The sequence below is a fragment of the Mycolicibacterium sp. XJ1819 genome (assembly GCF_053483675.1).
Window position 1 is genome coordinate 81863 of sequence record NZ_JBEFST010000007.1, and the last position, 12995, is coordinate 94857.

Genomic DNA, 12995 nt, shown 5'->3' on the forward strand with positions numbered 1-12995 from the left:
GACGCTGGCGACCGTGGGCGCGCGCCGACTCGGGGTGCCGGCGCTGATCGCCGCGTGCGCCCTGGTACTCGTCTGCGACCTGGGGCCGACGCCGTCGCGCGCCGGTGCCCAGACCATCGCCGGTCCGTACTCCCATCTGCTGGCCGCCGCGACCGACCTGGGGCCGTCGCGCGACGGCGGCGCGCAACTGACCCTCGCGCTCACCGCCGCCGACCGTCCCGGCGCGGTGTTCGACTGGGCCGCGATCCACGGCCTGTCGGTGCGGTGGTGGCCGGGGCGGGCGTGGGCCGTCGTCGAGGGTCCCGCGACGAATTTGGCCGCGGCGGTCGGCGTCGAGATCCGCGACTACCTCGGCAGCCGCGGTCAGGCGGCCGGCCGGGTGTTCTACGCCTCCCCGCAGCAGCCCGCGGTGCCCGAGGCGCTGCGCGGCGAGGTCGCCGAACTCGGCCGCATCCTGGGCTACACGCCGCACCACATGTCCGGCCCGGTTGTTCCGCTCGACGTCCCGGACAAGGGCCTGGCCCCCGCCGCGCTGCTGACCACCTATGACGCCGACGGGTTGGCGGCCGATGGCTACACCGGCAGGGGCAGCACGATCGTTTTCTTCGCGTTCGACGGCTTCGACCAGGCCGACCTCGACACTTTCACTGCCACCTACGGGTTGCCGCCGTTGACCCCGGAGGTGGTCGGCGGCGAACTCGACGACCCGCGCGGTGAGACCGCGATGGATCTGCAGGTGGCCCACGCCGTGGCGCCCGATGCCCGCAAGGTGGTGTTCAGCGCGCAGCGCACCGTGCGGGGCGACGGGGCCTACGAGAAGATCGGTGAGATGTTCGAGGAGGCCGACCGGCGGTTCCCCGGTGCGGTCTGGAGCTTCTCGATCGGCTGGGGCTGCGACAAGATGATCACCGCCGCCGACCTCGCGCCGGTGCGGTCCGCGCTGGCCGCCGCGCAGGCCCGCGGCACGTCGGCGTTCAACGCCAGCGGCGACCTCGCCGGCCTGGAATGCAAAGGCGGCGACGCCTGGTCGTCGCCGCCCGGCGAGGCCGACGTCGGGCTCGACTCGGTCGCGTCGCTGCCCGAGATCACCGACGTCGGTGGCACCACCCTGTCCACCGACGGCGACGGCCGGTGGCTGGCCGAGCAGGCCTGGTTCGACGTACCGCTGTCGGTGGGCACCGGCGGCGGGGTGTCCGCGCTGTTCGACCGCCCGGACTGGCAGCGCGCGGTGCTGCCCGACCGCGACGCCGACCGCAGGCTGACCCCCGACGTCGCCGCGGTGGCCGACCCGTTCACCGGGGTGCGCATCGTGTTCAAGGGCCAGCACCTGGTCGGCGGCGGCACCTCACAGTCGGCGCCGATCTGGGCCGGGCTGGCCGCGGTGATGAACCAGTACCTGGTGGCCAACGGCGGACGGCTGATCGGCGACCTCAACCCGATGCTGTACCGCATCGCGGCGGGCGCCCCGCTGCCCGCGTTTCGTGACGTGACGCTGGGCGCCAACGCGGTGGCCACCGCCGGGCCGGGCTATGACCTGGTCACCGGGCTGGGCACGCCACGCGTCGACAATCTGGTGCGCAATCTGCTGATCCTGCAGGAGGCCGACGCATGACCGGAGCCGAGGAGGCCGTCCCGACCGCGGTGTGCCGGGTCTGCCAGACCGACGTCCCCGCGGGCGAGTACTGCGGGCTGTGCGGATGCCACCTCACCCCGCGCCGCGCCGAGGGACCGGACTGGCTGCGCATGCGCGACTTCGGCGCCGCACCCCACGAACATCTGCTGCAGCCGGCGCTGGCCAGTTCGCTGTTTCCGCACCTGCCCCAGCACTCGCGCACCGCGTTCCGGCTGGGGCTGCTGGTCCTGCTCGCGGCGCTGATCGCGTTCACCCTGCTGCGCCTGCCCGCCGCGCTGATCACCGTCGCCGCGCTGGGGCTGCCGCTGCTCTATGTGTTGTATCTGCGTGAGTCGGATGCCTTCCGCGACTTCCCCGTCGGCACCCTGGCGGCCACGGTGGGCCTGGGGGCGGTCTTCGGGGCGGGCTGGGCGCTGCTGACCGGAGCGATGGTGGCCCACGCCTATGGCGTCGCGCTGGCCGGCGGGTTGGCCGGCGCGCGTCTGCTTCGCGACGGGATCGGCGTCCCACTCGGTGGGGTGCTGCTGATGCTGGCCCCCGCGGTGATCGTCCGGCTGGTGCGGCCGCCCAGCCGAGAAGCGTTGGACGGCTTCATGATCGGCGCGCTCGGGGCGCTGACATTCACCGCCGCGGCCACCCTGACGCGGCTGGCGCCGCAGTTCGGCACCGGCGTGATCAGCAGGCGCCCGATGGCCAGCTTGCTGGTCGAGGCGGGCATCCGCGGGGTGGCGGTGCCGCTGATCGCCGCGGCCGCCGGCGGTCTGGTCGGTGCGGCGCTGTGGTTTCAGCGGCCGCCGAGCAAACAGCATCAGCATCCGGGCGTGGTGCGGTTGGTGCTGGTCGGGTTCGCGGCCGCGGTGCTGGTGGTGTATCTGGCCCTGGGCCTGATCGACGTCGCCCGGCTTCCGCAGTGGCTGATGCTGGGGTGCTATCTGGTGTTGGCCGCGGTGGCACTGGTGGCGCTGCGGGTGGGCTTGCACCTGGCGCTGCTGCACGAGGCGCACGACGAGATCCGGTCCGACGAACCGCTGCTGTGCCCGCACTGCGGACACGTGGTGCCCGACATGGCGTTCTGCCCGGCGTGTGGGGTGGCCACCAGGGCGTCGTCGCGGTCGTCGCGCCGGTCGCGCCGCGAGTCGCGCCCCGCACGCGGTGCGCCCGAGGAGCCATGACGACGAACTTCTTTCCCGGTTACACGGCCGCCGCGGCGCCGCGGCGCACCTCACGGGTGTGGCTGGTGGCGACGTTGGCGGTGGCGGTGGCCGTGGTGGCCGTGGCGCTGGTCGGCCTGTCGGCGATGATCAGCAAGCCGCCCGCGCGGTATGTGTGCCCGCCGGATTGCGGACGGCCGCCCACCGGCACACCCGTCACGGTCAATCCGCGGTTCGGCGCCGCCGACGGGACGTTCTCGGTGTCCTATCCCGCGCCGGGTTCGGCCTACCGGGTCACCACCACCGACACCGGCGTCACCGCGGAGTTCCAGGCCGGTGACGGCGGTACCCTGCGGCTGTTCGGTGAGCCCGCAGTCGGAAGATCCGCCGAGCAGATCGCAAAAGAGTTGGTGGCCAAGACGTTTCCGGACAGCCGGGTCGCCTACGAGTTGCCCAATGCGATGGTCGGCTATCAGCCGGGCTACGGGGAGGTCGTCGACTGCTGGCCCCAGGGGTCCAACAGCAGCTATCTGCGGATGCGGGTGCTGGTGATGGTCGCGGTCAAGGACGGGTTGGCGTTGGTGGCCGCCGCGACGGGCCCCTACCGTGAGTACGGTCCGGACTTCGGGTTCGGCAAGCCGTCGGGCGCCAACACCCAGATCGCTTTGGACATGGGCAAGTACGTCAACAGCTTCAGTTGGCGCGGTGACCCGCCTCGGTGAAGCGATTTGTGTGCGTTTTGTTGCGTTGAGCGCTCCTGAACGCACACAAACCGGATCAGATCTTGGCCGCGGCGTGTTCGGGCATCGGGTCGTAGCGGGCGAACGAGCGGGTGAACGATCCAGCGCCGTGGGCGATCGAGCGCAGATCGATGGCATACCGGGCCAGTTCGACCTGAGGGATCTCGGCCTTGACGACGGTGCGGTCCTCGCCGACCTTGTCGGTGCCGAGCACCCGGCCGCGCCTGCCCGCCAGATCGCTCATCACCGCGCCGACGAAGTCGTCGGGGATCACCACCGCGACCTCGTCGACCGGTTCGAGCAGGTTGATCCTGGTCGCCGCGGCCGCCTCGCGCAGCGCCAGCGCGCCGGCCATCTGGAACGCGAAATCCGACGAGTCGACACTGTGCGCCTTGCCGTCGAACAGCGTGACCCTGATGTCGACGACCGGATAGCCCGGTCCGACGCCCTTCTCCATCTGCGCGCGCACCCCCTTCTCCACGCTGGGGATGAACTGGCGTGGCACCGCGCCGCCGACCACCTTGTCGACGAACTCGAAGCCGGAGCCCTCCGGCAGCGGTTCGACCTCGATGTCGCACACCGCGTACTGGCCGTGGCCACCGGACTGTTTGACGTGCCGGCCGTGGCCTTTGGCCTTGCCGCCGAACGTTTCTCGCAGCGGTACGCGTAGTTCGACGGTGTCCACGGCCACGCCGTAACGCCGGGACAGTGCGTCGAGCACCACCGACGCGTGGGCCTCACCCATCGTCCACAGCACGATCTGATGGGTTTCGGGGTTCTGCTCGATGCGCAGCGTCGGGTCCTCGGCGGCCAACCGCTGCAACCCGACCGACAGCTTGTCCTCGTCGGTCTTGGCGCGCGGTTCCACCGCCACCGGCAGCAGCGGTTCGGGCATGCCCCATGGTTTGAGCACCAGCGGGTCGGCCTTGTCCGACAAGGTGTCTCCGGTCTCGGCGCGGGTGAGCCTGCCGATCGCGCAGATGTCACCGGCGACCACAGCGGGCGCCGGGCGCTGCTGCTTGCCCAGCGGGAACGACAGCGCGCCGATGCGTTCGTCCTCGTCGTGGTCCTGGTGGCCGGCCGATCCGCCGTTGGCGCCGAAGAACGAGTTGAAGTGGCCCGAGACGTGCACGGTGGCGTCGGGCCGGATGGTCCCGGAGAACACCCGCACCAGGCTGACCCGCCCGAGGTAGGGGTCCGATGTGGTCTTGACGACCTCGGCCAGCAGCGGGCCCTTCGGCTCGCACGCCACGGCGTCGCGGGGCTTGCCCTGCGGCGTGAACACCTCGGGCAGTTGGTGTTCGGGCGGGGAGGGGAAGGCGCTGGTGATGATCTCCAGCAGTTCCATGGTGCCGACGCCGGTGCTGCTGCACGCCGGGATGGCCGGGAAGAACGACGCGCGTGCGACGGCCTTCTCCAGATCGTCGATGAGCACGCCCTGGTCGATCTGCTCGCCGCCGAGATAACGCTCCATCAGCGTCTCGTCCTCGGACTCCTCGATGATGCCCTCGATGAGGCTGCCGCGCATCTGCTCGATCGCGTCGGCGTAGGCGTCGGCAGGCTCGTGGGTGGCGGTGCGTTTCCCGTCGGCGTACTCGTAGTGGGTCTGCGACAGCAGCCCGATCAGCCCGGTGCAGGGTGCGTCGGCGGGCAGGTAGAGCGGCAGCACCTTGTCGCCGAACACCTGCTGCGCGCGGGACAGCGCATTGTCGTAGTTGGCGCGGGCGTGGTCGAGTTTGGTGATCACCACCGCGCGCGGCATGCCGACCTGGCTGCACTCCAGCCACAGCGCCTTCGTCGGCTCGTCGATGTCTTCGTTGGCCGCGACCACGAACAGCGCGCAGTCCGCCGCGCGCAACCCGGCGCGCAACTCACCGACGAAGTCCACGTAGCCGGGGGTGTCGATGAGGTTGACCTTGACCCCGTCGTGCGAGAGCGACGCCAGCGCCAACCCGACCGAGCGCTGCTGGCTGACCTCGGCGTCGTCGCTGTCGCACACCGTGGTGCCGTCGGTGACCGAGCCCGGCCGGTTCAGCACGCCTGCGGCCACCAGCAGCGCCTCGACGAGCGTGGTCTTGCCGCCACCCGACGGGCCCACCAGGACCACGTTGCGGATGGCGGCCGGACTGTCCGCGGTGGGAGCGGCTCCGGCCTGAGAAGTTGTCGTCCTGTCCGCCATGACGTGCCTCCGACACTCGACTTCCGCCTGCATCCACCTTTCTCCGATGTGACTCAGAGCACAAGCGATTCGACGAGTTTGGCCCGCCCCGCCCGGGTCAGGCCCGCCAGGACGACCAGCGGGCGACGGCGACGGTGATCACCGGCCCGTCCAGCGCGATCCGCTGATACTGAACGTATTTGCGGCGCAGCAGCGCATAACCGTTGGCGACGTCCTCGCCGCTGTAGTGGACCGCGGCCTCGCCGTCGGCGCGCACCCACCACAGCCGCGACCAGTCGTCGTCGTAGTGGTCGACGAGCAGGCTCACTCGCGGGTTGGCCTCGATGTTGGCCAGCCTGCGCAGCCGCCGGGTCGACTTTCGCTTGGCGTCGACGGCGGTGTACACGGTGGCGTCGTCACCGTGGCGGTGCACGGCGAATACCACCGGCACCACGTGCGGCGCGCCGTCGGAGGAGACCGTGGCCAGCATCGCGACCGGCGATTCGGCGAACGCGGCCGCGGCGTCGAATTCGGCCATGGCGCCAGTATCACCCCGCGCCTCAGCGCCCGGGCGCGCCGCCGGGCAGTTGCGGTGCGACGCTGATCGGCGAGCGGGTCACCGGCGTGCGGGTCACCCCGATCTCCGGTTCCTTGGTGGTCCTCGTCGGGGCGCTTCGCCGGACCGTCTGCGCGGGCGCGGGCGCCAGGGTCTCGGCGGGAGCGTCGACCGGGGCCTCGGCCGACTCCTCGGCGGGCGGTGCGGGCGGTGGGGCCTCGGCGGGGGCGGCGGGCGCCGGCGGGGGCGGTTCGGGATCGGTCGCGCGGGCGCTCGACGCGATCGTGGTCGGCGCGGCGGTGCTGTCGGGCACCGACTCGTCGACCGTGCCCGCCGGGCCGCGCAGCACCAGCAGCACCCCGGACACCACGATCGCGGCCGCGGCCACCGCGGTGGCGGTCAGCGCCGTCATCGCCGGCTTGGTGCGGTACCAGGGCGGCGGCGCGGGTTCGAAATACCAGGTGTGCGGATCGAACGCGTCGAAGGTCGGCGATGACGGCGCCGGTGCCCCGTCGGCCTCGGTGCCGGGCAGATAGTCGAAGTCCCCCGGGGCTTCGCGGTCAGCCACACGGAGATGCTAACGCCCCGCAACGCCCGCGATGGCCGGCTCAGACGTCAAGAACCGGGTCGATCCCCAGGTCGCGATAGGTCACCAGGGCGACGAACGGCACGTCGCGCGCCGCGAATCGCTTGGCGGCCGCATCTCCGCGGTCGACCATCGGGATCACCCCGGTGACCACCGCGCCGACCGCGGTCACCCGGTCGAAGGCGATCTCGGTCGAACCGCCGGTGCTGATCACGTCGTCGACGAGCATCACCCGGGTGCCGGGCTGCAGGCGGGTGCCCTCGATCCACTGCTCGCGGCCGCGCTGCTTCTGCTCCTTGCGGACCGAGAACCAGGCCTTGCCGGTGACCATCGCCACGCCATGGGCCAGCGGGTCGGCGCCCATCGTCAGCCCGCCGACGGCGTCGAACTCGATACCGTTCATGGCGGCCAGGTCGGCGACGGCGCGGCTGACGACGGTCAGCCGCTCGCCGGTGTCGATGGCGTACTTGCCGTCGATGTAATCGTGGGACAGCTGGCCGCTGGCCAGTTTGAACGGCTCGTCGCGACGTTCGTGACCGCGGGTGCGGATCAGGTCGAACGCCGCCTGCCAGGTGGCCGGGCGCCCCGACGGTGCAGACATGTCGATGATGGTATTTCAGCCCTGCCGCGCCCGGCGGGCCAACTCCACGGTCGCCGAACGCAATTCGTCGAACGAACCGATCGGCGTGGCGTAGCCGACCCGGGTGTAGGCGATCCCGCGCTCGGTGGTCACCCGCAGGTCCAGGCCGTACCGGTCGGCGCCGGTGCACACCGCCGCGGTGGTGTCGGGGTAGCCGCCGAGGGTCTTGGCCATCGCCAGCAGCGAGTCGGCGTGGTCGGCGTTGAGGTGGGCGATCGCGCCCGCCGCCCCCGGCTGCACCGGATCGGGTTCGGCCGCGGCGTAGGCCTCGCCGGTGGCCGAGTCCATCCGCCCGTAGCCGCCGACCCAGCGCACCCGCCGGACCCGCAGCACCCACAACGTGAAGTCGCTGTAGTCGATGTAGTACTTCGCCGAGGCGACGGCCGACAGATGCGCCTCGCGCGCGGCCGCCGACTCCGCGCCCTGCGGAGCTTCCACCACACCCGCCAGCGTGACGCGGCCGCCGGCCAGCGGATCGGCGTCGGAGTCCGGCCCGACGATCGCGATGCTGGCCCGCGGATCGTTGGCCAGGTTGCGGCCGTGTTCGGCCAGGTTCGACACGCACAGCACCGGATCCCCGCCGAGAAGGCCGTAGGTGACGAACGACGCCCACGGATCGCCGTCGACGGTCAGCGTCGCGAGGGTGCCCGCGTTGGTCGACGCCCCGATCGTGCGGGCTTCTTCGGCCGCGGTCGGGCGGGCCGGATTGGACACCGCGGTCAGCGGCGGGGGAACCGAGGGGGCGTCACCGGGGTCGCCATGGTCTCGCAGCGTCATGTCGGCTCGATCCTAGGCCACCGCACGTGCGCGGTTGCGGCCCGACGGCGCGGACTCAGCCGCCGAGCGCGGCGATCAGATCCTTGATGCGCGCGGACTCGTCCTCGGTGGCGGGCTCGCCCGTCTCCACGGCCTCGATGAGGTCGCGGCGCAGACCCACCCCGTTGCCGGCCTCCTTGGCCGACAGCTTCGCCCGCGTCCGGCAGACGTAGAGGCGCTGACCGAGCGTGGCGTTGGGCCCCGCACCCGCGGTCTCCATCAGGTCGTCATAGCGCCTGCGGATACCGCTCAGCGCGACGATCACCGACGGGGTGGTGCGGCTGCGGCCGGCCGCCTCGGTCAGCGAGGTCAGCAGCTTGCGCAGCCCGGCGAGGATGACTCCGGCGCGTTCGGGGAACTCGGGGTCGGCCGGGTCGGGAAGGGCCCCGATCGCGACGTCGTACATGTGCGTCGCCGCGTCGGCCATGCCGACAATGACTTGAGCTTCGCCGTCGTTCGGGGTCTCAGCCACAGCCACTCGATTCTGTTGCGCATCGCCGGAAAAAAGACACCGAACCGTAACGCAGCTTCCTTGCGGTTTCAACCAGTCGCCGGCGGTTCGATTCCGGCCGACATGGGTAGGTTTGAAGTCTGTATGGATCAGCGAAGTGGTGGCAGCGAAATCGGGGACGGCGCCGGGGAAATGGTGCACGACCCGTCCGAGGGCAGCCACGTCGAGGAGGGCCCCGAGGGCCGGACCGTCGAGCACCCGACCGCCGAGGACTTCGGCCAGGCCCGGGTGCTGCCCGAGGATCGGACCTGGTTCAAGCGCGCGGTCTTCTACGAGGTGCTGGTGCGCGCGTTCTACGACTCGAACGCCGACGGGGTCGGTGACCTGCCCGGGCTGACCGAACAACTCGACTACCTCAAGTGGCTTGGCGTCGACTGTCTTTGGCTGCCGCCGTTCTACGACTCGCCGCTGCGCGACGGCGGCTACGACATCCGCGACTTCTACCGGGTGCTGCCCGAGTTCGGCACCGTCGACGACTTCGTCGGGTTGTTGGACGCCGCGCACCGCCGGGGCATCCGCGTCATCACCGACCTGGTGATGAACCACACCTCCGACCAGCACGCGTGGTTTCAGGAATCCCGCCGTGACCCCGACGGTCCGTACGGCGACTTCTACGTGTGGAGCGACACCAGCGAACGCTATCCAGACGCCCGGATCATCTTCGTCGACACCGAGGAGTCCAACTGGACGTTCGACCCGGTGCGCAGGCAGTTCTACTGGCACCGGTTCTTCTCGCACCAGCCGGATCTCAACTACGACAACCCGGCCGTGCAGGACGCGATGCTCGACGTGCTGCGGTTCTGGCTGGATCTGGGCATCGACGGGTTCCGGCTCGACGCGGTGCCCTACCTGTTCGAGCGGGAGGGCACCAACTGCGAGAACCTGCCCGAGACCCACGCGTTCCTCAAGCACTGCCGCAAGGTGATCGACGACGAGTATCCCGGCAGGGTGTTGTTGGCCGAGGCCAACCAGTGGCCCGCCGACGTCGTCGAGTACTTCGGTGACCCGAACACCGGCGGCGACGAATGCCACATGGCGTTCCACTTCCCGCTGATGCCGCGCATCTTCATGGCGGTGCGGCGCGAGTCGCGGTTTCCGATCAGCGAAATCCTCGCCCAGACCCCCGAGATCCCGGAGATGGCGCAGTGGGCGATCTTCCTGCGCAACCACGACGAGTTGACGTTGGAGATGGTCACCGACGAAGAGCGTGACTACATGTACGCCGAATACGCCAAGGATCCGCGGATGAAGGCCAACGTCGGCATCCGGCGCCGGCTGGCTCCACTGCTGGACAACGACCGCAACCAGATCGAACTGTTCACCGCGCTGCTGCTGTCGCTGCCGGGCTCGCCGATGCTGTACTACGGCGACGAGATCGGCATGGGCGACATCATCTGGCTCGGCGACCGCGACGGCGTGCGCACACCGATGCAGTGGACCCCCGACCGCAACGCGGGGTTCTCCACCGCCAACCCGGGCCGGCTCTACCTGCCGCCCAACCAGGATCCGATCTACGGCTACCAGTCGGTGAACGTCGAAGCGCAGCGCGACAGCTCCACGTCGCTGCTGAACTGGACGCGCACGATGCTGGCCGTGCGGCGCCGCCACGACGCGTTCGCGATCGGCACGTTCCGCGAACTGGGCGGCTCGAACCCGTCGGTGCTGACCTATGTGCGCGATCTGGACGGCGACACCGTGCTGTGCGTCAACAATCTGTCGCGGTTTCCGCAGCCCATCGAACTGAACCTGCAACACTGGAACGGCTACACGCCGGTGGAGATGACCGGCCACGTCGAGTTTCCCCGCATCGGCCAACTGCCCTATCTGCTGACGCTGCCCGGCCACGGGTTCTACTGGTTCCAGTTGCGGGCGCCGGAAGCCGAGCCTGGAGATGAGTCATGAACCTGCCGTTCGCCGAGTGGCTGCCGCAGCAGCGGTGGTACGCCGGGCGCGGCCGCGAACTGGCAGCCGTCGAACCCGCGGTCGTCGTCGCGCTTCGCGACCACCTGGACCTGGTGTTGCTGGACGCCGTCTACACCGAGGGTCCCGCCGAGCGTTATCAGGTGCTGGTGCAGTGGAACTCCGGGCCGACGGACCCGGCGTCGGGCACCGGCCTGATCGACGAGTACGTCAACGTCGCGACCATCGGCGCCGAGGACGACCGCACCGCCTACGACGCGTTGTACGACCCGGCCGCGGCCGCGTTCCTGCTGTCGTTGATCGACGCGTCGGCGACCGTCGGCCCGCCCGGGCACACCGTGCGCTTCGTCAAGGAACCCGGCGCCGAGTTGCCGCTGGACTCCGCGCCGCGGGTGTCGGCCGCCGAGCAGAGCAACACCAGCGTGGTGTTCGAAGAAGCGGCCATTCTCAAGGTGTTTCGTCGCATCACACCCGGCGTCCACCCCGACATCGAACTCAACCGGGTGCTGGCCGCGGCGGGCAACCCGCACGTGGCCCGCCTGTTGGGGTCGTTCGAGACGACCTGGGATGTCGAGGGTCCCGAAGACGGGGGCGCCGAACCGTGCGCGCTGGGCATGGTCACCGAGTTCGCGGCCAACTCCGCGGAGGGCTGGGACATGGCCACCGCGAGCACCCGCGACCTGTTCGCCGAGGGCGACCTGTACGCCGACGAGGTGGGCGGGGACTTCGCGGGCGAATCCAGCAGGCTGGGCGAGGCGGTGGCCTCCGTGCACGCCGCGCTGGCCGAACACCTGCCGACCTCGAGCGTGGCGTTCCCGGTCGACACCATGCTCGAACGGCTCTGGTCGGCGGCCGCGGCGGTACCGCAACTGCAGCAGCACGTCCCGCTGATCGAGGAGCGCTACCGCAAACTCGGCGAGGAGACGGTCAGCGTGCAACGAGTGCACGGCGATCTGCACCTGGGCCAGGTGCTGCGCACCCCGGAGGGTTGGCTGCTGATCGACTTCGAGGGGGAGCCGGGGCAGCCACTCGACGATCGGCGACGGCCCGACTCGCCGCTGCGTGATGTGGCCGGGATGCTGCGGTCCTACGACTACGCCGCCTACCACCGGCTGACCGAGCAGGCCAGCGACCTGCGGGTCGACGAACGCGAACGGATGCTCGCGGCCAGGGCCAGGGAATGGGTGGAGCGCAACGCGGCGGCGTTCTGCGAGGGTTATGCGGTGGTGTCCGGCGCCGACCCCCGCGACTCCGGGCAGCTGCTCAGCGCCTACGAACTGGACAAGGCGGTGTACGAGGCGGCCTACGAGGCCAGGCACCGGCCGAGTTGGCTACCGATACCGCTGAAGTCGATCGAGCGCATCTTGGGATAACCCGGCCACTACGGGCGCAGGATGAAGTCCACCACGTGCTCGCGGATCACGACGGGCACGTCCTTGGCCGAGGTGGACCGGTACAGCAGGCCCACGCCCGCGGCGAACAGCACCTCGGAGCGCAGGTCGGCCTCGTCGTCGTCGAACCCGTAGTCACGCAGGGCCTGTCTGACCGCGCACAGCACCCGTTGGTCGCTTCGCTGCACACTGGCCAGTGCGCCGTCGTCGGTCATCGCCCACGCCCGCATCGCACGTTCGAGCGCCCAGTAGTCGGGCCGCACCAGCGTCTGCATCAGCACCTCCAGGCGGGTGCGGGGTTCGGCGTGCCCGAACGCCTCGCAGCGCCGCCGGCGCTCGTCGTGCAGGCTGCCCCACGCCGCCGCCAGCGCCGACCGATACTCGCCGATATCGGTGAAGTGCCAGTAGAAACTGCCCTTGGTGACGTCGAGCTTTTCGCACAGCCGACCGATCTTGAGCGCGTCCGGTCCGCCGTCGGCCAGCAACGTGAAGCCGGCCTCGATCCAATCTTCGGCGGTCAACTGGCGCCCGGAACCGCTCGGCGGCGTCATGGTAGGCAGCATACGGCAGTTACTGACACTGGCGAAAATATTTTCGGCAACTGTAGCCGGCGCGTTGGCAAACAATTTCCGGATTGCCCAGAGCCTGATTCCGCGAGACGTCGAAGCGATGTTGGCAACCGCGGCCGCCTGGTAGAGGCCGCCGCTCTTCGGCATCTACTCCGGCCCGCCCGGCCGGCGGCACAACAGACGAGTGCCCTGGCGCGGCGGCCACGGTTGCTACCGCGGCACCGTACCATACGACCTGGTACGGGAGGTGCAACTTAACGGCAAGCACGCTGCGGCGCAACGGTTCCCAGCGCCGAATTTGCGATTTCGGCGTGGTTTGCTGTG

Annotated in this window: 12 protein-coding genes; 5 read left to right on the top strand and 7 right to left on the bottom strand. The window is 70.4% G+C overall.

Going from position 1 to position 12995, the window contains the following annotated elements; translation table 11 throughout:
• Nucleotides 1-13: 13 nt before the first annotated feature.
• The 3 genes from ABQE89_RS09290 to ABQE89_RS09300 are packed head-to-tail and all read left to right on the top strand — an operon-like array spanning nt 14 to nt 3506.
• Nucleotides 14-1612: a S53 family peptidase gene (locus ABQE89_RS09290; protein ID WP_448416032.1), complete on the top strand. Its 1599-nt coding sequence runs from the start codon at nt 14-16 to the stop codon at nt 1610-1612.
• Nucleotides 1609-2805: a zinc ribbon domain-containing protein gene (locus ABQE89_RS09295; protein ID WP_448416033.1), complete on the top strand. Its 1197-nt coding sequence runs from the start codon at nt 1609-1611 to the stop codon at nt 2803-2805. Before ABQE89_RS09290 ends, ABQE89_RS09295 begins: the two co-directional genes overlap by 4 nt.
• Complete coding sequence (locus ABQE89_RS09300; protein ID WP_448416034.1) at nt 2802-3506, top strand: hypothetical protein; 705 nt, start codon at nt 2802-2804, stop codon at nt 3504-3506. The genes ABQE89_RS09295 and ABQE89_RS09300 overlap by 4 nt, the downstream gene beginning before the upstream one ends.
• A gap of 55 nt (nt 3507-3561) precedes the next feature.
• Here ABQE89_RS09300 and ABQE89_RS09305 read toward each other — a convergent pair whose 3' ends face one another.
• From ABQE89_RS09305 to ABQE89_RS09330, 6 genes are all read right to left on the bottom strand, one after another.
• On the bottom strand, nt 3562-5703 hold the full coding sequence (locus tag ABQE89_RS09305; RefSeq protein WP_448416035.1) for an elongation factor G-like protein EF-G2: 2142 nt from the start codon (nt 5701-5703) through the stop codon (nt 3562-3564).
• A gap of 97 nt (nt 5704-5800) precedes the next feature.
• Nucleotides 5801-6220 carry a TIGR03668 family PPOX class F420-dependent oxidoreductase gene (locus tag ABQE89_RS09310; protein WP_448416036.1) on the bottom strand — a complete coding sequence of 140 codons (420 nt, stop codon included), beginning with the start codon at nt 6218-6220 and terminating at the stop codon, nt 5801-5803.
• 22 nt (nt 6221-6242) lie between these two features.
• Nucleotides 6243-6806, bottom strand: a complete 564-nt coding sequence (locus ABQE89_RS09315; RefSeq protein WP_448416037.1) for a hypothetical protein — start codon at nt 6804-6806, stop codon at nt 6243-6245.
• 40 nt (nt 6807-6846) lie between these two features.
• A complete protein-coding gene (pyrE, locus tag ABQE89_RS09320; RefSeq protein ID WP_448416038.1) occupies nt 6847-7425 on the bottom strand; it encodes an orotate phosphoribosyltransferase in 579 nt (192 codons plus the stop codon).
• 15 nt (nt 7426-7440) lie between these two features.
• A complete protein-coding gene (locus ABQE89_RS09325) occupies nt 7441-8241 on the bottom strand; it encodes a HugZ family pyridoxamine 5'-phosphate oxidase (RefSeq protein ID WP_448416039.1) in 801 nt (266 codons plus the stop codon).
• A gap of 55 nt (nt 8242-8296) precedes the next feature.
• Complete coding sequence (locus tag ABQE89_RS09330) at nt 8297-8686, bottom strand: hypothetical protein (protein WP_448416162.1); 390 nt, start codon at nt 8684-8686, stop codon at nt 8297-8299.
• 189 nt (nt 8687-8875) lie between these two features.
• Here ABQE89_RS09330 and treS point away from each other — a divergent pair, with 189 nt between their 5' ends.
• Both treS and ABQE89_RS09340 read left to right on the top strand, forming a co-directional pair.
• Nucleotides 8876-10693, top strand: a complete 1818-nt coding sequence (treS, locus tag ABQE89_RS09335) for a maltose alpha-D-glucosyltransferase (RefSeq protein WP_448416040.1) — start codon at nt 8876-8878, stop codon at nt 10691-10693.
• Nucleotides 10690-12084: a maltokinase N-terminal cap-like domain-containing protein gene (locus ABQE89_RS09340; RefSeq protein ID WP_448416041.1), complete on the top strand. Its 1395-nt coding sequence runs from the start codon at nt 10690-10692 to the stop codon at nt 12082-12084. Before treS ends, ABQE89_RS09340 begins: the two co-directional genes overlap by 4 nt.
• An 8-nt stretch (nt 12085-12092) precedes the next feature.
• Here ABQE89_RS09340 and ABQE89_RS09345 read toward each other — a convergent pair whose 3' ends face one another.
• A complete protein-coding gene (locus ABQE89_RS09345; RefSeq protein ID WP_448416042.1) occupies nt 12093-12653 on the bottom strand; it encodes a TetR/AcrR family transcriptional regulator in 561 nt (186 codons plus the stop codon).
• Nucleotides 12654-12995 lie beyond the last annotated feature (342 nt).